This window comes from Aminobacterium sp. MB27-C1 (assembly GCF_030908405.1).
Lineage (GTDB): Bacteria > Synergistota > Synergistia > Synergistales > Aminobacteriaceae > Aminobacterium.
Window position 1 is genome coordinate 2058923 of sequence record NZ_CP133089.1, and the last position, 22509, is coordinate 2081431.

The 22509-nt window shown below is 43.8% G+C and carries 18 protein-coding genes; 6 read left to right on the plus strand and 12 right to left on the minus strand.

All coding sequences use genetic code 11. From position 1 onward, the window contains the following. Positions 1 to 249: 249 nt before the first annotated feature. Together RBH88_RS09990 and pbpC are read left to right on the plus strand one after the other, a co-directional pair. On the plus strand, positions 250 to 5541 hold the full coding sequence (locus RBH88_RS09990) for an Ig-like domain-containing alpha-2-macroglobulin family protein (RefSeq protein WP_307879598.1): 5292 nt from the start codon (positions 250 to 252) through the stop codon (positions 5539 to 5541). Then, a complete protein-coding gene (pbpC, locus tag RBH88_RS09995) occupies positions 5534 to 7765 on the plus strand; it encodes a penicillin-binding protein 1C (protein WP_307879599.1) in 2232 nt (743 codons plus the stop codon). The genes RBH88_RS09990 and pbpC overlap by 8 nt, the downstream gene beginning before the upstream one ends. Before the next feature lies 1 nt (position 7766). Here the strand turns inward: pbpC and RBH88_RS10000 are convergent, their stop codons facing one another. Both RBH88_RS10000 and RBH88_RS10005 read right to left on the minus strand, forming a co-directional pair. Further along, positions 7767 to 8738, minus strand: coding sequence for a DnaJ C-terminal domain-containing protein (locus RBH88_RS10000; RefSeq protein WP_213690583.1), 972 nt, complete (start codon positions 8736 to 8738; stop codon positions 7767 to 7769). A gap of 99 nt (positions 8739 to 8837) precedes the next feature. Next, the gene (locus RBH88_RS10005; RefSeq protein ID WP_213690582.1) at positions 8838 to 9785 is read right to left on the minus strand and encodes a cation diffusion facilitator family transporter; all 948 of its coding nucleotides are present in this window, start codon (positions 9783 to 9785) and stop codon (positions 8838 to 8840) included. Between the two features lie 101 nt (positions 9786 to 9886). Here RBH88_RS10005 and RBH88_RS10010 point away from each other — a divergent pair, with 101 nt between their 5' ends. After that, positions 9887 to 11710 (plus strand): aldehyde ferredoxin oxidoreductase family protein, encoded by a 1824-nt coding sequence (locus RBH88_RS10010; RefSeq protein ID WP_307879600.1) that lies wholly within the window; start codon positions 9887 to 9889, stop codon positions 11708 to 11710. A gap of 62 nt (positions 11711 to 11772) precedes the next feature. Here RBH88_RS10010 and RBH88_RS10015 read toward each other — a convergent pair whose 3' ends face one another. From RBH88_RS10015 to RBH88_RS10035, 5 genes are read right to left on the minus strand one after another with little or no spacing between them, the layout of a single operon-like run. Continuing rightward, positions 11773 to 12357, minus strand: a complete 585-nt coding sequence (locus RBH88_RS10015) for a DNA-3-methyladenine glycosylase I (protein WP_307879601.1) — start codon at positions 12355 to 12357, stop codon at positions 11773 to 11775. Continuing rightward, positions 12354 to 13040 carry a HesA/MoeB/ThiF family protein gene (locus RBH88_RS10020; RefSeq protein ID WP_213695244.1) on the minus strand — a complete coding sequence of 229 codons (687 nt, stop codon included), beginning with the start codon at positions 13038 to 13040 and terminating at the stop codon, positions 12354 to 12356. The genes RBH88_RS10015 and RBH88_RS10020 overlap by 4 nt, the downstream gene beginning before the upstream one ends. Before the next feature lie 2 nt (positions 13041 to 13042). Then, the gene (gene nifU / locus RBH88_RS10025) at positions 13043 to 13486 is read right to left on the minus strand and encodes a Fe-S cluster assembly scaffold protein NifU (protein ID WP_213690579.1); all 444 of its coding nucleotides are present in this window, start codon (positions 13484 to 13486) and stop codon (positions 13043 to 13045) included. 2 nt (positions 13487 to 13488) lie between these two features. Next, positions 13489 to 14679 carry a cysteine desulfurase NifS gene (nifS, locus tag RBH88_RS10030; protein WP_307879602.1) on the minus strand — a complete coding sequence of 397 codons (1191 nt, stop codon included), beginning with the start codon at positions 14677 to 14679 and terminating at the stop codon, positions 13489 to 13491. A 28-nt stretch (positions 14680 to 14707) separates the two neighbouring features. Then, on the minus strand, positions 14708 to 15124 hold the full coding sequence (locus RBH88_RS10035; protein ID WP_213690577.1) for an Rrf2 family transcriptional regulator: 417 nt from the start codon (positions 15122 to 15124) through the stop codon (positions 14708 to 14710). Between the two features lie 151 nt (positions 15125 to 15275). Between RBH88_RS10035 and RBH88_RS10040 the strand changes: the two genes are divergently transcribed. Beyond that, entirely contained in the window at positions 15276 to 15557 is a 282-nt protein-coding gene (locus RBH88_RS10040) for a MoaD/ThiS family protein (RefSeq protein ID WP_213690576.1), read from the plus strand. A 23-nt stretch (positions 15558 to 15580) separates the two neighbouring features. Beyond that, a complete protein-coding gene (locus RBH88_RS10045) occupies positions 15581 to 16702 on the plus strand; it encodes an aminotransferase class I/II-fold pyridoxal phosphate-dependent enzyme (RefSeq protein ID WP_307879603.1) in 1122 nt (373 codons plus the stop codon). Positions 16703 to 16774: 72 nt separating this feature from the next. Here the strand turns inward: RBH88_RS10045 and RBH88_RS10050 are convergent, their stop codons facing one another. The 5 genes from RBH88_RS10050 to RBH88_RS10070 form a co-directional block, all read right to left on the minus strand. Then, complete coding sequence (locus RBH88_RS10050; RefSeq protein WP_307879604.1) at positions 16775 to 17518, minus strand: ABC transporter ATP-binding protein; 744 nt, start codon at positions 17516 to 17518, stop codon at positions 16775 to 16777. Continuing rightward, positions 17515 to 18288, minus strand: a complete 774-nt coding sequence (locus RBH88_RS10055) for an ABC transporter ATP-binding protein (RefSeq protein ID WP_213690573.1) — start codon at positions 18286 to 18288, stop codon at positions 17515 to 17517. The genes RBH88_RS10050 and RBH88_RS10055 overlap by 4 nt, the downstream gene beginning before the upstream one ends. Then, positions 18272 to 19138, minus strand: coding sequence for a branched-chain amino acid ABC transporter permease (locus RBH88_RS10060; RefSeq protein WP_213690572.1), 867 nt, complete (start codon positions 19136 to 19138; stop codon positions 18272 to 18274). Before RBH88_RS10060 ends, RBH88_RS10055 begins: the two co-directional genes overlap by 17 nt. Before the next feature lie 9 nt (positions 19139 to 19147). Further along, positions 19148 to 20029, minus strand: a complete 882-nt coding sequence (locus tag RBH88_RS10065) for a branched-chain amino acid ABC transporter permease (protein ID WP_213690571.1) — start codon at positions 20027 to 20029, stop codon at positions 19148 to 19150. Positions 20030 to 20106: 77 nt separating this feature from the next. Further along, the gene (locus RBH88_RS10070; RefSeq protein WP_307879605.1) at positions 20107 to 21282 is read right to left on the minus strand and encodes an ABC transporter substrate-binding protein; all 1176 of its coding nucleotides are present in this window, start codon (positions 21280 to 21282) and stop codon (positions 20107 to 20109) included. A 138-nt stretch (positions 21283 to 21420) separates the two neighbouring features. On the opposite strand from RBH88_RS10070, the gene RBH88_RS10075 reads away from it, so the two are divergent. Beyond that, positions 21421 to 22509 carry a hypothetical protein gene (locus tag RBH88_RS10075; RefSeq protein ID WP_213690570.1) on the plus strand — a complete coding sequence of 363 codons (1089 nt, stop codon included), beginning with the start codon at positions 21421 to 21423 and terminating at the stop codon, positions 22507 to 22509.

Genomic DNA, 22509 nt, shown 5'->3' on the forward strand with positions numbered 1-22509 from the left:
CTTTACTAACCAATAAGTATTATAAAGGTCAGGATTGGTCATTCAAGAGAGCAGAGTTTGAACTAATCCATTTTATTTATGATTTATTCTATTTACATCTTATTTTCTCTTTTTTTCTTTGTTTTTTAAATTAGGTGAAATTTTATCTTTTAGGCCAATAAAACAAGAGTGGATATAATGGAAACAATATTCATCATGTCCATAAGCATGTACAATTAATGGTAGACCTATAGATATGGAGGTACTTCCATGAATAAAAAAATAATTCGTTTTCTGTGTTTGGGTGTTCTTCTCTCCATTCTTATTTCCGGATACGCCTTTGGAGCAGAAGACTTCGTCGTTACCGACTTTAAACCTCAAGGACAAGTTAAAGAAGGAACGCCTCACATTACGGTAGTCTTTTCTTCGCCAGTAACAACCACCGACTCATGGCCCATAATAATCCGGCCTGAGCTTCCTGCAGAAGGAACGTGGAACGATTCTCAAACCTTTACTTTAAAGCCTCTCGCTCCACTTTCTCCAGCCACACAATATAACGTGGAACTCAAAGAGAATATTCGTGATCAGAAGGGGAGGTTGCTTGCCGGACGGCATACATTTTCTTTCAATACGGAACCGTTATCTTTTATGGAAGCCCGTCAAGTTGATTTCACAGAAGATGGAAGCGCTACACTTGAGCTTATCTTTTCCCTTCCCGTCTCACCCATCAGGCTTAGGGGATTTGCAACTCTAAAAGATTCTCTGGGGCGATCTGTTCCATATGCTGTTATAGGGGAACGCCCTTCTCGTTCCATATCTCTTACTACACGTTCTTTTGACGGAGACTCCTTGACTTTAAATATTGCCTCTGGACTTACAAGCGAAAGTGGTCCTCTTCCACTCGAAAAGGAAATATTGCAGAAAATTTCTCTTTCAAAGAGGTTAACTATACGTAGTTCCTGGGCATATGCTCAATCTCCACGCCGAGGATCAATTACGATGCAGACATCTACTCCGGTTGATGTTGCAAAAGCGAAAAATTATATTTCTCTTGAACCTGAAATACCTTTTACGTTAAATCCAGAGTACAGTGGTTTCTCTATCGAAGGGGCTTTTCAACCTCGTCAAAGATACGTGGTTACGCTTAAGAAAGGACTAGCTGCCCGTTCAGGAAGCACACTGGAAGAAGATTTTATAAAGGCTTTTGTTTTTTCAGATATTGATGCAGCTATAGACTTTCCTAACGCTGGGATGTTTCTGACACCGGCAGAAGATCTGAGGATTCCTATTGAAACTGTCAATATCAATGAAGTTGACCTGACTCTTTGGCGTCTCTACGAAAACAATATTTCCTACGCAATGCTCACAGGCACCAACGCTATCCCAAGAGAGCTCTCTCGCCTTGTTGTGCAAAAGAAAGCCCGAATTTCCGGCGCTCCCAACAAGATTGAACGACGTGCCGTAGACATTCGCGATTTGGCAAAAGACCATAAAGGCGTATTCCTGCTTACTGCTAAAAATGCTGACCCCAACACGTGGCAAGAAGCACAGCAGGTTGTTGCCGTAACAGATATTGGCATTGTGGCAAGAACCTATTCAGAGGGAATTATGGTATGGGTTAATTCTATTCAGAAACTCACACCTACATCTAGAGCCAATGTCAGAATCTATTCACGAAGTAATCAACTCATAGCAGAGGGGAAAACGGGCCGAGACGGTGTTTTTATGCTTCATCGAACCTCTCCATGGGATGACAATCAACACCCCTATCTGCTCACCGTAGAAAAAGACGATGATCTCTCTTTTCTGCGTCTTGACCGAAATATTCTTGCAGATAACGGCTTCGATATATCCGGCCGTCCATATCTCAGAAAGGGATATGAAGCTTTTTGTTTCGCCCCAAGGAATATATTCAGACCTGGAGAAACAGCTCAATTCAAGGCTATCGTCAGAGATGAGAAACGACAAGCTCCCAAGCCTTTCCCCCTTCTTGTAACTATTCGATCTGGCAATGGGAAAGAGCTTGCCCGTTCTACGGCGGAACTATCAAAAGAGGGAACGTTGCTCTATTCATGGGCTGTTCCTGAAAACAGCATGACGGGCACCTACCAATTGGCCCTCTCTCTACCTGGAAATGAAAAAGCTCCTCTTGGAACAATGACATTTTATATAGAGGAATTTGCTCCACCTCGTCTTGAAGTCGCAATAGATGAAAGTATAAAGACTCTTGAACCGGGAGAAGATGTTACTCTTTCCTTCTCCTCTCAGTATCTTTTTGGAGCTCCAGCATCCGATCTTCCATGGGAGGCGGAGGTTAGGACCATGCCCGTCTCTTTCACTAATTCCCAATGGGCAGCCTACACTTTCGGAGATGCAGAAAAAGAGCATAAGAGTATTACAGAATTTATTGGACAAGGCAACCTTGATGAAGAAGGCAAGGGAACACTGAATTACACGATAAAAGAAGGGCTAGAAGCGCCATCAATACTTCACTTTCTTTTTACCGTCAAAGTCAGAGAAGAAGGTGGACGTTGGGTTCCTGAAACAATAAAGATTCCCTATTATCCCACTCTCTATATGTTGGGAATTGAGAAAAGCAAAGAGACTCCTGTTCCACAAAAACCATACGAAATGCGCGTAGCCGCAGTAACTCCAGACGGAGGTGCTGCCCCTCTGAACTCTGTTACCGCCTCTGTAGCCAAAGTAATGAAACACTATACTCTCAAACGCTACGGTGAACAAACTCGTATGGAAGAACAGGAAGAAATCGGAACACCAGATGTAAAAGAAATCGCTCTTTCAGAAGGCATCGGAACATTTTCTTTTACACCACAAGATCCTGGAGAATATCTCGTCCGTTTTGAAGATCAGGCAACAGGAAGTTCCGCCTCTACACGACTTGAGGTATGGTACGCCTTTGGAGAGGGTGATGGAGGATCTCCCCTTATCGATAGAGTGCTTCTCTCAACAGATAAAGAAAAATACGTTCCAGGAGAAACGGCAACTATCCAAATCAGATCTCCTTTTGAGGGGCTGCTTCTTTTCACTGTAGAAACAGATAAACAGATCACTCGCAAAATTGAGGAGATAAAATCTGGCGAAACGACATTAAAGGTAAAAATAACTGATGAAATGATTCCTAATGCTTACTGCACGGCTTGGGTTATTCGGCCGGTTTCTGAAAAAGATTATGATGCTTGGGGAGCTCACAGAGCTTTAGGAACAGTACCACTCGTTGTTGACTCACCGGAAAGTCACCTATCTGTTTCTATTGAAAGCTCAGAAGAGGTCGAACCAGGGAAAACGCTTCCTGTCACCATTCAGCTTAAAAATTATCAAGATAAACCTGTAAAGGGACACGTAGCTCTGGCCTTGGTCGATGAAGGAATTCTTGGTCTGACAGGGTATGCGACACCTTCACCTGATACATTTTTCTTAAGTAAAAGAGAGCTGTCGCCCCTGACAAACGATATGTACGACCAATTGATGCCTCTTGAATCTCGAAAAACACAGCAGCTTCATCCAGCTGGAGGAGACAGCGCAGAAGCCATGTACAGTGCCGCTATGGGGGGACTACTCTCTCCTCTTCTTACAGGAAAGTCTTTTACAATATTGTCACTTTTTGAGGGAGACATCGAGACAGATAACGATGGTAAAGCCAGCATATCTCTCGATATTCCTGAATTCAGCGGGAAGGGACGTTTAATGGCTATCGCTGCAACAGACTCAGCTTTTGGATCTGCATCCCGCCCCGTCATTATTCAAAGAGATATTGTTGTAGAGACGACTCTTCCTCGAGCTGTTGCACCAAAAGATTGTCTTATGATGCCCATTACCGTCTTTTCTCGAAGTGATAAGGAACAAAAGGTAACTCTTCAAATTATAGAAACAAAAGGACTGACCGTTGAAGAAAACAATACGCTGAGCCTTACTGTTCCTGCCAATGGGCGCACACACACAGAAGTACCAGTTTTTATTGGCGAAAAGGCACAAATTGGGTCCCTTGACATAAAAACAACATGGGGAGAGAAAAGCTTTACGCTTTCAAAAGAGATTACCATCCGGCCACCGTTCCCCAGAATCTCCATTGTAAAAAATGGCACGATTTCAGAAGAGGGAGATCATTTCCTTCATATTGACACATCATGGTTCCCGGGAACACAGAAAGGCACTCTTCTTCTTTCGGGGCTTCCTACTGCCAATCTAACAGGGGCTTTCAATTTCGTGAGAACATATCCTTATGATTGTCTGGAACAAACAGTATCAAAGGGATGGCCACTTCTTGTACTGCCCGATCTGGCTCAAAAACTTGATCCCCTTCTCTCGTCGGAGAAAGAAGTAAAAGACCAACTTGAAGCTATTCTGCGTCGTCTCGCTAACCTGCAACTCTTCGATGGAAGTTTTGTTTCATGGAGCGGAGATGGAATTGCCAATATGTGGGGCAGCATATATGCTACCCATTTCCTTGTGGAAGCCTCTCAAAAGAATATACCTATTTCCGAAACCCTTTTGAGCGGAGCGTTATCTTATATGCGCCAAATTCTTTCTTTGAGCGACGAAGAAGGTGCTGATGGCTTCTCTACCCGTGCCTACGCTGCTTACGTCCTCACCCTTCATGGGGAGCCACCATTGGGATGGATGGAGCATCTTAAAAGTCAGAAAGAGAATATGAAAGACTCGGGACGGATTTTCCTTGCTGGAGCCTATGCCCTCTATTCTAAAAACACAGCTCCCCTCAAAGAACTTGGGGATGTGGTAGCGCCCACAGATGAAGGAAAGGAAGAGACAACTCCTGGTAAAACCTTTGAACTCTATTGGAGAAACAGAGCATTACTTCTTCTCATGTGGAATAGTCTTGATCCAATGGCACCGGAAACTACGGCATTGGCTTCTGGACTTATACAAAATATGAAAAAAGAGGGCTGGTCAACAACACAGGAAAATGCATTTGCCCTTATTGCTCTCGGACGATATATAGAGAAAACCTACGCTCTTCAAAAAGAACCCTTTACAGCAGATATTCTCGCTGCTGATGGAACGACACTCGCCAAAACTACAGAAAAAGAGAGTACGGCAATATCTCTTGATGATGTTGCTACAGACCTTAAACTTCAAAAACGTGGCAACGGCGTTCTCCATTATGGCATGACTCTTTCTGGTATACCGACAACTCCTCAAGATCCTTATAACAAAGGAATTGAGGTAGAACGGCTCATAAAAGAACATGCGTCTTTGGGAGAAAAAATCACTGTAGAATTGCACATAAGGCCACAGGCACCAATAACCTCTCTTGTTCTTTCTGATATCCTTCCTGGCGGCGTTGAGATTGAATCTGCTGGAGAAATCTACTTCATGCCTGCCAGCGGAGCCAATGTGCGAGCAGAGAAACGAGATGATCGTCTGATACTCTTTATCTCAAACATTGAAGAATCTCTTATCTATCGTTATACAGTGCGCGCTGTAACAAAAGGTACTTTTGCTCTTCCTCCCGTCTATATAGAAGACATGTACAATCCAGGTGTCAGAAGTTTGAGTCGTGGAGGCATATTCACTATTGAATAAGAAATGGATAAAAGGGCTGGCTATTGGAACTTCTCTCTTATTGCTCCTTTGGGCCAGCCCCTCTTTCGTCCCGCTCCAAATTGAAAAAGTGCAACATTGGCCAGTATCGCGAGTCCTTCTTGACAGAACAGGAAAAACTTTTTACGTGGGGCTCTCTCCAGAATCAGAATGGTGTATTCCAATACCTTACGAACAGATGAGCCCATGGCTTCCTCAAATAGCCGTAGCTATCGAAGACCGAAAATTCTGGTCACATCATGGTGTTGATTTTCAGGCCATTATTCGTGCCGCGTTGCAAAATATAAAGGCCAAAAGAGTTGTTTCTGGAGCCTCTACCATTACGAGCCAAGTCATTCGCCTCTCCAATCCCCGTCCTCGAACGATACTTGTCAAGGCGGCTGAATTTCTTCAAGCAATGAAACTCGAACAGGGAGTATCAAAAAAAGATATTCTTGAAATTTACCTGAATAGAGCTCCCTTTGGGAGCAATATAAGAGGCGTAGAAGCTGCAAGTCGCATGTGGTTTGGGAAACCAGCATCATCTCTCTCTGTGGAAGAGGCGGCTCTTCTCATCGGAATGTTGCGTGGCCCATCTCTCTACCGTCCAGATCGCAACCCTCAAAGAGCAAAAACACTTCGCGACTCTATATTGAACTCTCTTGTCGAACAGAGGATTATTTCAGAAGAAAAGTGTATCGAAGGGAAAAAAGCACCACTTCCTGAACGCTCTTTTGATATGCCCGCTATGGCTTTTCATTTTGCGCATGAAGTTTTGCAGAAAGTAACGAGCTCGCGCATAGAAACGACGCTAGATGTAGAGCTTCAGAATCAGATAGAGCACACTCTTCAACGAACACTCAACACTCTTCCATCTTCAATTACGGGAGCTGCTTTACTCATTCACAATCCTACCGGTAATATCTTGGCATATGTAGGGAATGGCCGATTTGGAACCCGCCAGTCGGGAAGCTGGATTGATTGTTGCCAGGCTCTGCGTTCTCCAGGATCAGCTTTGAAGCCTTTTGCATATCTTGAAGCCTTTAGTCGAGGTATTCTTACCCCTTCTTCTCTTTTAGCCGATACTCCTCTTTCTTTTGGAGGGCTTTCCCCTCGCAACTTCGACTTGCGATATAGAGGCCCCGTCTCAGCCAGACAAGCCCTGGCCCAATCTTTGAATGTTCCAGCCGTAAGAGTTCTCCGAAAAGTAGGAGGAGAAACTTTGCTCCAAACATTACGGTCTGCGGGAATCACCTCTTTGAATGAAGATACTCTCTACTACGGAGATTCCCTTATTTTAGGAGGGTGCGAAACAACTGTTATGCAAATGGCTTTGGCATACGAAACTATAGCCAACTTGGGAATTCAGCGACCTCTTCAGATGATTAAAGGTTCGACTCCTTCTTACGAGAAACGAATTTTTGACGAAGCAAGTTCCTTTCTTATTGCCGATATTCTGAAAGATCAAACCCGTCTCCTCCCCATGCGTAGAGAAGCTTTAGTCGATCAGAATATGAACATAGCCTTTAAAACAGGAACGTCTTACGGTTTAAGAGATGCCTGGACAGCTGCGTATACCCCTGAATACACTATCGTCGTTTGGTTTGGGGATCCGGCGGGCTTTCCCAATCCTGTTCTTACTGGTTTGAAACTAGCTGCTCCTACCGCAATAGAAATGCTGAGCTGGGCAACACAAAACAAAATAAAATGGTATGCTCCGCCAAGTAGTCTAGGTCGCAGAACAGTCTGCGCTCTATCTGGGCTTCCACCCTCGGAAAGTTGTCCTACACATAGAATTGATTGGTATATTCCTGGAATATCTAGAAATGACCGCTGCTCCATTCATCAAATGCGGAGAGGGGAGCCTGTGATTGTCTGGCCTTCCGAACTGGCTCTCATGAGTTCAACAAGAAGAGTTTATACAGAAGATTCTCCTATAACAATTACGTCTCCACTAAATAATACCCAGTTTTTTATAACACCGACTGGGGGAAAACAAAAGATTGCCCTTCGCAGCGAAGGTGCAAGTGGCTTCTTGTTCTGGTATATAGATAATCAATTTTTCGGCAAAATAAAAGCCCCGAAAGAGATTTTCTGGCAACTCTCTCCGGGGCAACATAATATATCCGTAATGGATGAAAAAGGCCGTTCCGATTCAATCACTATTGAAGTTCTTTCTCTCTCTTCTCCAGCTGTTTTGCCTTTGAAACCTCTGGAGCTTCAATAAATTACTGCCTTCTCGGATTAAAAGAAGAGATTTTCGCCAACTCTTCAAACAGTTCTTTTTCACGAAGTGAAAGATTTTTCGGCACAACGATCTCTATCTTCACATACAAATCTCCAGGCTGAGCCCCCTTACGACGAGGCAATCCCTTTCCCCTCAAGCGAAGAAGCTGACCACTCTGGGTTCCTGCCGGCAATTTCATCGTTACGCCGCCTTCCAACGTTTCAATATTCAGAGACGTTCCCAAAGCCGCTTCCCACGGAGTAACCTTCACAACTGTCGTCAGGTCGTACTGATTCACTTCGAAACGAGAATCCTCTCGCAATTTAATAGTAATGTAAAGGTCTCCATTAGAGGCATTTCCTATTCCTCTGCTTCCCTTTCCAGGAAGGCGAATGCGACTTCCATCAGTCATTCCTTGGGGAAAATTCACCGTCAATGTCTGTCTTCGGGGAATCCTCCGCCCATCAGAAGTCACGTCATGCTTTTCTATTGAAATAGATTTTGGCTCACGGCGAATAACATCTATCAGGGAAAGTTCCATCTGAACTTCAATATCCTCCCCCTTACGCCGGCGAGGGGCCCCTCCGAAGAAAAAGCTCTCAGCCCCACCCGTCGAGCCATTAAATCCTCCAAAGATGGTTTTGAAAAAATCGCTGAAATCTCCCAAACCGCCACTTCCATTACCGAAGTCCATACGGAATGTGCCACCATCTCCCCATCCGGGAGGCGGTGTAAAATTCTGACCTTCACTCCATTGGTTCCCTAAAGTATCATATCGTTGCCGCTTATCTTGATCTTTCAAAACTTCGTAAGCTTCATTAATCTCTTTATAGCGTTCTTCGCTTCCCGGCTCTTTGTTTACATCAGGATGATATTTTTTCGCTAAAGCTCTATAGGCTTTACGAATTTCATCCTGAGAAGCTTTCCGATCAACACCGAGAATAGCGTAGTAATCTTTATATGTAACAGGCATATTTACCACCTTCTTTTAATTTGACCTTTACTAACCAAAGATTATACGACAAAAAAAGAGCCCGGGCAACTCTCTGTCCAGGCTCTTATCTTCCTCTCTTTAGTGAGAAGAGACTGCTTCATTCGTTACATGATCGTCATTGTGATTGCCGCCTTTTTCAGGCAAAGGTTCCACATGAAGAGAAATGAGAGTCTCAGACCCAAATTCGTTATGAATTCTATCTTCAATTGTAGAGGCAATATTATGAGCCTCTACAAGCCCCATTGTACGATCTACAAGAATATGAGTTTCCATGGCAATATACGGTCCGACCCGACGAGTACGAAGACGATGAACATCACGTACTTCCTTCGATTCCCGTATAAGAGCCATAATTCGATCTTCAGTCTCTTTATCCAAAGAACCTTCCAGAAGCTCGTTCAGGCTCTCCATCATAATAGGCAAAGATACTCGAATAATAAAGAAACTCACTACTGCCGCCGCAATAGGATCAAGAATGCGTCCTCCCGCACCAAAAAAACGAGCGCCAACAATGCCAAAAAGAACACCAATGGAAGAAAAGGCATCTGAACGATGATCCCAAGCCTTCGCCATAAGAGCCGGGCTGTTTATATTAGTAGCCCAGACAGCCGTATAGCGATATAAAACCTCTTTCACAACTATAGACACAACCGCAGCTCCTATAGCAAGCAATCCGGGGCGCGGAAAGGTTTCTCCCTTTAAAACTAAGAGAATTTTATGCACCGCCTCAAGAAGAATACCTGTTCCAGCTATAAAGAGAACAACGCCACACAAGGAAGCCAATAGCGTTTCAACTTTACCGTGTCCATATCTGTGGCTGCTATCTGCAGGCTTATTTACAACTTTAAAGCCAAAAAATACAACCACATCGGTTATCAAATCTGAAAGGGAATGAGTTGCGTCAGCAACCATGGCTCCGCTATGGCCGACAAAACCTGCAATATACTTCAGAATAGTGAGGATCAAATTGACCCAGAAACCTCGCAGCGTCACGGCTAGGGCGCGATCTCCCCTGTTGATTTCCACCAACACCTATCCCCTCTTTTCATTCTTTCAATCAAAATCTTAAAATAGTTGCAGTATATAATGAAAAGGGTGTAACAAGCAACAAAGGGGGGAACTGATTTATGAAAATGCAAATGGTACACGTAAATCTCTCTTCAAAGGCGATTGAAACATTCTCCGTTGAAGAAAGCATTGCTCGTCGCTATATTGGCGGCTCAGGCCTCGGCACTTATTTCTTTTTCAAATACTCTCAGCCCGAAGTTGAACCTTTAAGTCCAGAGAATTCACTCATATTCATGAACGGCCCCTTTCAGGGGACAGGCATTCCAACCTCTGGACGACACCAAATCATTTCGAAATCACCTTTAACGGGGACATTCGGCGAATCGGATGCCGGAGGCACCTTTGGATATCATCTCTTACGAAGCGGCTATTACGGAATAATTATTGAAGGTGAAGCTGATACACCTCTCTATCTCTCTATTCGAGATGGTGAAATTTCTCTTTGCGACGCTTCGTCTCTCTGGGGAAAAGACTCTTTTGAAACGGAAGAATTTCTCAAAAAAGAGTTTAATGCGCCCTGCGGGGTTTCATGCATTGGACCGGCTGGAGAGAAGCTCGCCCTGATTGCTGGAATAATGCACGACGGTTCCCATGCCAGAGCTGCAGGAAGATGTGGCCTCGGTGCTGTTATGGGAAGCAAAAAACTCAAAGCTATAGTTGCTGGAGGATCTTATCGTCCCGATCTTTTTGACAAAGAAGAAGTTAATGCTCTCTCAAAGGAAAAACATCTTCTTTTTTCGCAAAAGCTGAAAGGCATGACTCGTTTCGGAACAGCAGGAGGCGTTTCGCTTGCTGAAGAATATGGAGACCTGCCAATTAAAAACTGGCAACAGGGTTCTTGGAAACCGGAAGTGTCATCACTCACTGGAGAAGCCATGGCCGATACTATTCTTACAGAAAATTACGGATGTATGGCATGTCCTATTCGTTGCGGTCGGGAAGTCGCCTTCGATACTGTCGCAGGAGCTGGCCCTGAATACGAAACGATTGGTATGCTTGGAAGCAACTGCCTCGTGAATGATCTTAAGGATGTTGCCCGTGCTGCCGATCTTTGTAACCGTTACGGCCTCGACACTATTTCAACTGGATCTGTCATAGCCTTTGCCATGGAGCTTTTTGATCGCCACATTATTACAGAAGAGGAAATTGGCTTTCCTCTTCGATGGGGAGATGGAAAAGCTGTTATTCGAATGGTAGAAACCATTGGGAAAAGAGAAGGAATCGGCGCTATTCTCAGTTTGGGAACTCGAAAAGCTGCTGAAAAAATTGGTAAGGGTGCCGAGCACTATGCCATTCACGTAAAGGGACTTGAATTGCCCGCCCACGACCCTCGCTGTTATAAAAGTCTCGCCACCGGATATGCCACGTCAAATAGGGGAGCCTGTCATCTCTCTGGCTATACCTACGCTTGCGAACGTAATGCAACATACCCTGATTTTGGCATCACAGAAGTTCTCGACAGATCAACAGATGAAGAGAAAGGAAAATTGAACGTTCCTTTTCAAAATTACATGGGAATTCTCGACTCACTGAAGATATGCAAATTTCCATTTCTGGCTACCGTATCGATCAACGATCTTCTCACGTGGATTCACGGTATTACAGGCTGGGAAATGACACGAGAAGAGCTCGAAGAAATTGCCGACCGGATATTCACATTAAAGCGACTATTCAATGGCCGGTGTGGTCTTACAAAAAAAGATGACACCCTGCCCGAAAGGATTCTCAAGGAACCACGCAAAACAGGAGGAGCAGCAGATACCCTACCCGACCTTGAAAAGCAACTAAAAGAATACTATAGCCTTCGGGGATGGAATGAAGATGGGCTCCCTACCTATGAACAACTGAAAAGACTTGGTATTGAAGAATTTTTAGCCATATGAATAAACACATCGAAAAGAGCCATATGAAGAGATTCTCTCTTCATATGGCTCTTTTACAAACCTTATTTTTCCCTGGAATAACAAAAACAGTCAACGAGATGATCGTTAATCATTCCTATAGCCTGCATATACGAATAACAAATAGTGGAACCTACGAAGGTAAACCCCCTTCGCTTCAGTTCTTTGCTCAGCTTCTCTGAAAGAGGAGTAGTTGCTGGAACGTCGCGTTCATCTCTCCAATGATTCTTAATCGGATTTCCATCAACAAAATTCCATAAAAATGTAGAAAAGGAACCAAATTTCTCCGCTGTATCAATAAAAAAGCGAGCATTTTTGACAGCTGACGCGATCTTCAGCCTATTTCGAATGATACCGGGGTGATTACACAATGTTGCTATCTTCTCTTGATCAAAGGCAGCAACTTTGTCTACATCAAAATTTTCAAAGGCCTCTCTATAAGCCTCTCGTTTCTTCAGAACGGTAAGCCAGCTTAATCCAGCCTGAGCTGATTCAAGAATTAAAAGTTCAAAGAGACGCCGGTCATCATAGAGTGGAATACCCCACTCCTCATCGTGATACGCCATCAATAATGGATGCCCCTCAGCCCAAGGACATCGATTCAACACGGTCTTATCTTGATTCTTCATAGCTCGATAGTCTCCATACTCATCATAGCGAGATCTATAAAAGTTAAAGTTCCCCATCTCACAGATTCTACCCCAGCCAGATATTTTATAGCTTCCGATGCTTCGAGAGAGCCTATCACAAAAGGCGTAAAACTAGGAGTTCCCAAATCTTTTTCTATTCCCTGATTCGGCAGGGGATTTTCAAAGAGATCGAAATGAGTCTTCTGCCACGGTTTATATCGCCCAACTTGCCCAATCATGCCTCCAAGAGCCCCGTGAATAACCGGAATCTTCGCTGACGCGCACTCACGATACAAAATCTGTCTCGCATCATTACTATCGAGAGCATCAATAACCAGATCTACGTTCTGTAAAAAATCCCGACAATTTTGTTCAGATAACATAAAAGGAATAACACGAGTCTGCACTTCACTGTTGATAGCCGAAACTCTTTTTTGCGCAACTTCAACTTTGAGCGTTCCTATATCCTTTTCTCTGGCTAAAAGCTGGCGATTCAAGTTGCTCTCTGAAAAAACATCTCCATCAACTAACGTAAGCATCCCGACACCCGCCCTGGCCAGAATTTCAACAACAACTCCACCTAAACCGCCACATCCTACGACAAGAACACGGGATCGAAAGAGCCGATCCTGGCCTTCGATCCCCAATGTTCCACGATTTCGATCATAGCGGTGAAAAGACATAACTATTCGTGATGATGAACGTGGTGGCTATGTTCATCCACCAGTTCATCGTGGCTTTTCTCGCTCCAGGGTTCAAGTTTCTGACGTCGGCGATAATCATTAATAGCTGCATGAATTGCTTCTTCCGCCAATACAGAACAGTGCATTTTAACAGGAGGCAAACCATCAAGGGCATCGGCAACAGCTTTATTCGTCAGATTCCATGCCTCCTCTATAGTTTTCCCCTTAACAAGTTCAGTAGCCATGCTTGAAGAAGCTATAGCAGAAGCACACCCAAAGGTTTTAAATTTAATATCGACAATGCGATTATCTTCTACTTTGAGATAGATCTTCATAATATCTCCACACTTGGGATTTCCTGCCTCTCCTATTCCATCGGCGTTCTCTATCTCTCCCACGTTACGGGGATTCTGAAAATGGTCCATTACAATTTCACTATAAAGCATACTTAATTACTCCTCTCTTGAGCTTTTATGAAATCTTCCCACAGCGGCGACATGTTACGACGGCGTTCGACAATTCCTATTAATTTCTCCACTACGTAGTCTATATCTTCTTTCGTTGTCGATTCTCCAAGACTAAGACGAAGCGAGCCGTGAGCCTGTTCGTGACTTAAACCTATTGCCATAAGCACATGAGATGGATCAAGAGAACCTGACGAGCAGGCACTTCCAGTGGAAGCCGAAATTCCAAACATGTCGAGATCCATAATTAACGTTTCCCCTTCAACTCCAATAAGACTGACATTGACGTTATTGGGAAGTCTGTTTTCCCCCAATGCGCCGTTAAGCTTGGCATATGGAATCCGGTTCATGATTTCAGCTATAAGATTATTTCTCAACTCAGAAAGGCGTCTTCTCTCTTCTTCCATTTTCAGATTTGCTCGCTCTATAGCCGCTCCTAAACCAACGATACCTGCTACATTCTCTGTCGTAGCCCGGCGACCTCGTTCCTGACCTCCGCCGTGAATATAGTTGTCGAGCTTAACACCTTTTCTGATATACATAACGCCAGTTCCCTTAGGGCCATAAAATTTGTGGGCCGAAAGAGAAAGCATATCAACATTCATAGCTTTCACATCGATAGGAACATGGGCTACAGCCTGTACTGCATCGGTATGAAAAAGGATACCCTTTTTATGGCACAATTTTCCTATCTCTGCGATTGGCTGAATCGTTCCAATCTCATTATTTGCAAACATAATTGAAACGAGAATTGTCTTATCTGTAATGGCCTTCTCTACATCCTCTACAGAAACTCGGCCTTCAGAATCTACATCAAGATACGTTACGTCATATCCCAACTTGGCTAGATATTCGGCAGAATGTAGTATCGCATGGTGTTCAATCTTTGTTGTAATAATGTGGTTTCCCTTACTGCGATACGTAAATGCCGTTCCCTTAAGAGCCCAGTTATCAGACTCTGTTCCTCCACTTGTAAAATAGATTTCGTCTGGTGATGCATTCAAAACTTTCGCTACCTTTTCGCGGGCAGCAGTTATTGCTTCTTTGTTCTTCTGACCCACTGTATAAAGAGACGATGGATTCCCAAAAGATTCAGTAAAGTAAGGTATCATCGCATTGAGAACATCTGTAGCCACTGGCGTTGTTGCTGCATGGTCCATATAGACTTGTCGCATTATTTTTAGCCTGCCTTTCTTTATAAATCTATTCGAGAGACTCTTCGTCTTCTGCAAGATCCTTAAGAGTTGTTGACATTAAAACCTCATCCATACTCTCTCGAAGCCTGACCCAAAGTTTACGAGCCGGGCATACTCCTTCACGCAAGCATTCTGTTCCTTCCAGACAATCTGCTATTTGAATTGGTCCTTCAAGAACTTCGACTATTTCTGAAATTGTTATTTCTTCAGGGGAGCGGCTCAAAAGATAACCGCCTTGAGGGCCACGAATGCTCTCTATCAATCCTTGCCGTCTCAGTTTCAAAAAGAGCTGCTCAAGATATCGCTCTGAAATATGTTCCCTTGACGCTATATCGACAATACTTAAAGGTGTACGCCCATTATATTGTCGAGCCAGCTCAATCATGGCCCGAAGACCATACCGCGTTTTAGTTGAAAGTTTCATACGATTCCACCTACTTTTTCTCAACTTCTACATAGGTATTCATACTATACCCTACTAGATTTGTCAAGAATAAACAGCTCTATATTTGCAATCTATGTCTCGAAAATAGATAATGATATAAATAGAGAAACAGATAAAAGGAGGAAAGCACATGATACTTCGTTTACATGCTTTTCTTATGTACGTTGCAGGGCAAAGAGAATTTTCTATAAAAGCCCCTGCTACTGTGAAAGAACTTTTAGAAAAACTCTCTGCCGAATATGGAGAAAAATTTGATAAATGGATCTGGTCGGAAGAAGAAGATGGCAAAAAACTCATGATGGGCACTATTATCATGGTCAATGGCAAACACATAGCTCATCTTAATGGGATTGACACTGCCCTTTGTGATGATGACGTCGTTAATATTTTTCCACCTGTCGGAGGCGGCTAAAATAAGGTAAGGAGGAAAAGCACATGAAACTTCCAGCTTTTGAACTTGAACGATACTTCGCCCGCTACGAATTTAAAACCGAATTTAACCTTTGCCCATCGGATTGTGAAAGTTTTTCTCTCTCAGAACTCTTGAGTATGGCTGATGATGAAAGCCGTACTCTTTGGGAAAATCTACGGTTGGAATACACAGAATCGCAAGGGCTTCCTCTGCTGAGAAAAGAAATAGCATCCCTCTACACTGGCCTTTCGAGCGAAAATATATTGCTTGCTGTTCCCGAAGAGGGAATCTTTCTAGCCTTTAACAGTATACTAGAACCTCACGATCATATTATTGCCCTTACACCAGCCTATCAGTCTCTTTATTCCATTCCAGAAAGCATGGGATGTACAGTAACTTCCTGGCCTGTCAGAGAAGAAAAGGGAGAATGGACTATAGATATAGATGGACTTGAAGCTCTTATCAGGCCAACAACTAAAATGATTGTTGTAAATTTTCCCCACAACCCAACAGGATATATGCCGACTGAGAAGGATTTTTTAAAAATAATTGATATTGCATCTCATCATGACCTCTACCTTTTCTCAGACGAAATGTACCGCTTTTTAGAGTTTGATGAAGCTTCCCGCCTTCCTTCTCCTTGTACCCTCTACGAGAAAGCCATTACGTTGGGCGGACTTTCGAAAGCTTTCGGCCTTCCAGGTTTGCGTATGGGATGGTTGGCCAGTCAAAACTCCACATTCCTTAATATATGTGCTCAGCTTAAGGATTACACAACTATCTGTGCAAGCTCCCCGGCAGAAATTCTTTCTCTTATAGGGTTGCGAAACAAAGAAAGAATTCTGCATCGAAACAGAACTCTTCTTGCCAAGAATCTTAAAGAAGTAGAAAAACTTTTTAGCGAATATGGGAATTTATTGCACTGGACACCGCCAAAAGGCGGTTCTATCGCCTATCCTGAATTGAAAAGTGATATTTCTATTGAAACCTTCTGCCAAAAAGCTATTGAGCAATATGGAGTTATGATCTTGCCAGGCACTGTATTCGGCTCAGTAGAAAATCGGTTCAGAGTCGGTTTTGGACGGGCATCTTTTTCTGAGGCGTTGAAACAGTTTGCAGTCTTTCTGAAGAACTGGAAAGGGTAAACGCTACTCAAGAGAGAAAGAATCAGGAGCCTGTATTTGAACAAAAGGCTCCTGATCTTTATACGTACTCGCCTACAATAGACCCTTTTTTCGCCCTGTTCCGAGATAAGCATCCCGAATATCAGCGCTATTCAAAAGATCTTCAGAAATTCCTGTCATAACGATATTGCCTGTTTGTAAAACGTAGCCTCTGTGAGAGAGCAACAACGCCTGACGAGCATTCTGCTCTACCAAGAGGATAGTTACTCCTTCAGAATTTATTCGCCGAAGCTCCTTAAAAATATCTTTAATAATGATTGGAGCCAGCCCTAAAGAAGGTTCGTCAAGCAATAAAAGACGAGGCCTCGACATGAGAGCCCTGCCAATAGCAAGCATCTGCTGTTCTCCTCCAGAAAGAGTTCCAGCATACTGATTCTGCCTCTCCTCTAAGCGAGGAAAGAGAGAGTAGACCCATTCGAGGTCTTCTTGCACTTTATTGGAATCCTTGCGGGGGAAAGCTCCCATCATCAGGTTTTCGTACACACTTAGCGGCGCAAAGACCCGCCGCCCCTCAGGAACAAGGGAAATGCCCTGTTTCACCACATCGTAACTTCGCTGAGCTAAAGGAATGCCATTAAAAAAGACATTTCCCTTCTCTCTATGAACCTCTGCCATAAGAGCGTTCATTAATGTGGATTTACCTGCTCCATTAGCACCAATGACACATACAATTTCACCTTCGTACACTTGAAGAGAAACGCCACGAAGAGCTCGTATTGCACCGTAACTGACATGCAAATTCTGTACATTCAGCAAGGCTTGTTTTTCGTCGCTCATTCCTCGTCCTCCTCTCCAAGGTAGGCTTTCAACACTTCTGGGTTATTTTGTATTTCTTCAGGAGTTCCCTCTGCTATCTTCGCCCCGAAATTCATACAGATTATACGAGGACAAATTTCCATAACGAGATCCATATGATGTTCAATAACTAAAATAGCGAGCTGAAACTCTCTGTGAATTGTCTGAATCAATTCGTTCAATCCCAAAACTTCTTCTGGATTCATTCCTGCAGCTGGCTCGTCAAGAAGTAACAAGCGCGGTTCCAAGGCCAGGGCTCGTGCTATCTCCAGACGGCGCTGATATCCATAAGGCAACGTTCCGGCAGGTTGAAGAGCTCGGTCAGCAAGGCCGACACGGCTGAGCAACTCCATACTTTGATCTCGTATAAATGTTTCTTTCGTTCGCCAACGTCCAAAGTGAGAAACAGCTTCCAAAAAGGAATAAGCCTCGTGCTGCTGCGTTGCTGTCATCACATTTTCAAGAACAGACGACCTCGGGAAAAGCCGTAAATTTTGAAAGGTTCGCGCGATTCCCCTTCTGATAACTTGATATGTTTTCAGAACTGATATATCTTCTCCGTCGAAAAAGATTCGTCCTCTATCAGGCGAATACACACCGGTAATAACGTTGAAAACTGTCGTTTTTCCAGCACCATTGGGACCAATTAAACCAACAACCTCTTTTTCGCTCAAAGCAAAGCTCATATTCTGAACAGCATGAACACCACCAAAAAACTTATCGACGTCTTTAAGTTCAAGCAGTGCCGCCATGGTCTTTCCTCCTAAAAACCTTCTTCGCCAGCCATCTGCCATCTAAACCGCCCATAATTCCCTCAGGGCGAAGAACCATGATAATGACAAGAACGGCTCCGTAGATAAGCATTCGATATTGGGAAATAGGTCTGAAAAGCTCTGTAACCAGAGTTATAATGAGAGTTCCCACCAACGTTCCCACCATAGACCCAAGACCGCCAAAAACGACCACTGCCGTTAATTCCGTGGATTTAAGCATATCAAACATAATCGGCTGGATAAAAGAAAGGAATCCTGCGAGCAATGCCCCTGCCACACCACAATAAAATGCTGAAATAACCAGACTCAACACTCTGAGTCTCGCCGTATGAAAACCAAGCAGTGACGCAGCCATATAGTCATCACGACATGCTTTGAACGACCTGCCGTAATGACTATTAATAAGATTGAACATGCAAAGCCCCATTATTACGAAAAAAGAGAGAGCCACCGGTAATGTTGTATAAGGTTCGATTCCCGGGTATCCTCTCGCACCTCGGGTTAGAGACTGCCAATTTTCGAGAATGAGACGAATAGCCTCTCCCAAGCCAATAGATGCTATGGCAAAATAATCTCCCATCAGACGAAGAGTGGGAACACCGATGCCATATGCAACAATAACAGCAACCCCACCACCTAATAAAACAGCAGGGAGCCAATGAATTCCATACTGTACTGTGAGAATAGCAGACGTATAGGCTCCTAAAGCCATATATGCCGCATGTCCCAACGTAAAGATACCGGTAAATCCAGTAAGGAGAGATACCCCCATTGCCGCAATAGCATTAATACAAAGAAGTGTAATAATTCCCTCTGTATAGCCAGACATGGGAAGCACCTATATCTTTTCGCTCATCTGCTTGCCAAAAAGGCCCGTCGGCTTGATGAGCAAAGTAATTACCAACAATGAAAAGACCACTAAATCCCGCATTTGGCTCGAAATAAAACCAGCCGCCAGCATTTCTGCCAGCCCAAGAATCAAACTGCCGACAACCGCCCCAGGCAGAGAACCCAATCCCCCAATGACGGCCGCCACAAACGCCTTGATGGTAATAACCCCCAGCTGAGGATAGAGGGTATAGCGAACTGAAAGAAAAATTCCACCAATAGCAGCTAAAGCTCCTGCTGTGAAAAAGACAATGGCGATAAGCAAATTTACATTAACCCCCATAAGACCGGCTGTTCGCAAATCACACGCAGCCGCTCGAATGGCAAGTCCCCACTTTGTTCGCGAGAGGAAAAGCTGAAGGCATCCGAGAGCAACAAGGGCTACAACAAAAGAAAGAAGGTCAAAAGCACTTGTTGTGGCAATATTGAAGATCTGAACAGGATGAGTGGGAATAACCGGTGGCAAGGCTCTGAAACGCCCACCAGCAACAATAACAAAAATATTTTCTATGACGATACTCATTCCCATCGATGCAATAAGAAGATATAAGGTTACATTCGTTCGTTCTCGAATAGGCTTATAAGCTATTCGTTCTGTTAAAACAGCCGCAATGCCTGCCCCCACAAGGGAGAGGAGGGATGCCATCCAAATATTCAACCCCATTGTCTTCAATGCGACATAACAAATATATCCTCCAATAACAAGAAAACCACCGTGGGCAAAATTAGAAAAAAGCAAAATAGAATAAACTAATGAATAGCCAACAGCAATGAGGGCATATACTGATCCAAGAGAAAGTCCGTTAATAACCTGTTGCAAAAAAGTGGCCACAGATGATCTCACCTCTTTCCTGAGGATGGGGGCAGATTGTCGATTTCTGCCCCCTCAAATTTGACCGATCAACAAACCTACGGCTTGATTTTCTTGTAAAACTGTCCTTTGCCGTCTTTAGCGACTAACACGACGCCATCTTTATCTTTGGGAGTATTATTTTCAGGATCAACTGTAATTGTGGCATGGTGAAGTTTAAGATTTGTAGTTGAAGCAAGTGCATCTCGAATGGCTTTAGGATCGTCGCTTCCGGCACGACCGATAGCATCGACAAGCCAATAAATGGAATCGTACCCTAAAACTCCATTTACGAACTCTTTGCATTCATCGTTCCATTTCTCTTTATAGGCCTGGAAAAAGGGTTGCATCGCAGGGTCTTCCGGAGCAACGTGATTGATCCAATAAGAATTCTCCATAGCATCTCCGGCAATCTCCCACATAAATTCGCCGTACCCATCGCCACCGACAAAGATAATGTCGTCCATACCGAGTTCCCGAGCCTGTTTCATAATAAGAGCCATCTCTTTACCCATATTGGGAAGGATTAATACATCGGCTTTTTTATCCCGAATCTCTGTAAGCTGAGCTCTGAAGTCTACGTCTTGCCCGCCTCTGAAACCAAGATCAGCTACGACCTTTCCGCCATATTCCCCGTAACTCTTCATAAAAAACTCTCTAAGGCCATGAGAGTAATCGTTACCCACATCATAAAGTATGGCTGCATTCATTCTCTGAAGTTCTTTCGCTGCAAAATAGGCTATAAGCTTGCCCTGGTAGGGATCTGTAAAACAAATTCTGAAAGAGAAGGGACGTACTTTACCTTTTTCATCTACTGTAACCAATGGGTTTGTAGAAACAGTTCCTATTTGGGATACCCCGTATCGATTAACCAAGGGTGCTGTTGCAATATTGATTCCACTTCCATTCGCGCCAACAATAGCAACAACCTTGTCTTCTTCGATCATTCGCCTGACAGCATTCACTGCATCTTCGGCCCGTGTTCTGAAATCATAAACTATAAGCTCAATCTGTCTTCCCAGAACGCCACCCTTTGCATTCAGCTCATCGACAGCCAAACGAGCAGATTTCTCTTCTGTCTGCCCATAGGCAGCCCAGTCTCCTGTAAGTGCTGCCAAATATCCGATCTTAACAGGCTTTTCCTGTGCCAATGCTGAGGTAACACCAAGAACTCCGATAAGAAGGGACACTATTAAAAAACATATCGCCCCACGCCACCTCTTTCCTCTCTTCACTACCTACCACCTCCTAAAAAGGGTTTTTATCATGATGTATAATCATTGTGATCATTGTACAGAGAAAGCCGCAAGTAATGCAATTAAAAATTGTAGCAATTTTATTTATTTTATATAAATTCATAGGGGGAGAGTCATATGGCTTTTCAATTGCCAACATATATGGAACCGGACTTCGACAAAGAACCCTTTCTTTCTGCACCAAATGCCGAAGTGAACGAGGTTGTTATAGAAGGCGTTGCGCCTGCCAACTATCACGCCCTATCTATCTACCCCGAATATTTCAAAATCGATGGCCAATGGGTTCTCATAAGCGAGAGTCGAATGGATTGTGTTCCTGTAATACGAGACGAAAATACTGTGGAAGCCGTAGAATTTAGAAATCTGAAAGTCGGAGACCGTGTTGTTGTTGGACGTACTGAGAATGGTAGCGATGGGATATACCTCCACGCAAACTCATTCAAAACCACACAAAAAAAATGTGATGTTTTTTCTTTCAGAACAGGGCGGTCTCGTGAAACAGCCTATTCGAGAGATTACGACACCCTTTATGAAGTATTGCGCTACGAACGGGAACATGGATATATTGTCTGGGTTCTCGGCCCTGCTGTCGTTTTTGACCACGATTCCAAGAAGGCTTTATCAGAACTTATAGAACATGGTTATGCCCATGCACTTCTCGCTGGAAACGCACTGGCCACCCATGATCTGGAAGGCAGTATGATGCAAACAGCGCTAGGGCAGGATATATACACCCAAGAGCAGCGCCCTCTCGGCCATTATAACCACCTTGATCTCATCAATACCGTGCGCCGATACGGATCTATAGAAGCATTCATAAAAGGTGAGAATATCCAAAACGGCGTTATCTATTCTGCCATTAAAAAACAGATTCCCGTTGTTCTTGCAGGCTCCATTCGCGACGATGGCCCGCTTCCACCAGTGATGGGGAATGTATACGAGGCTCAAGACGCAATGAGATTTCATACACGAAAGGCCACAACAGTTATCGCCTTGGCCACTCAGCTTCATACTATCGCCACTGGAAACATGACTCCGGCCTATACTAGAAAAGAAGGCGCCATACGCCCTGTATTCATTTACTCTATTGACGTTTCTGAGTTTGCCGTGAATAAGCTTCGAGACAGAGGAAGTCTGTCTGTTACGCCCATAGTAACGAATGTTCAGGATTTCTTGGTTCATTTACGCAATAATCTTGTTCCTTAA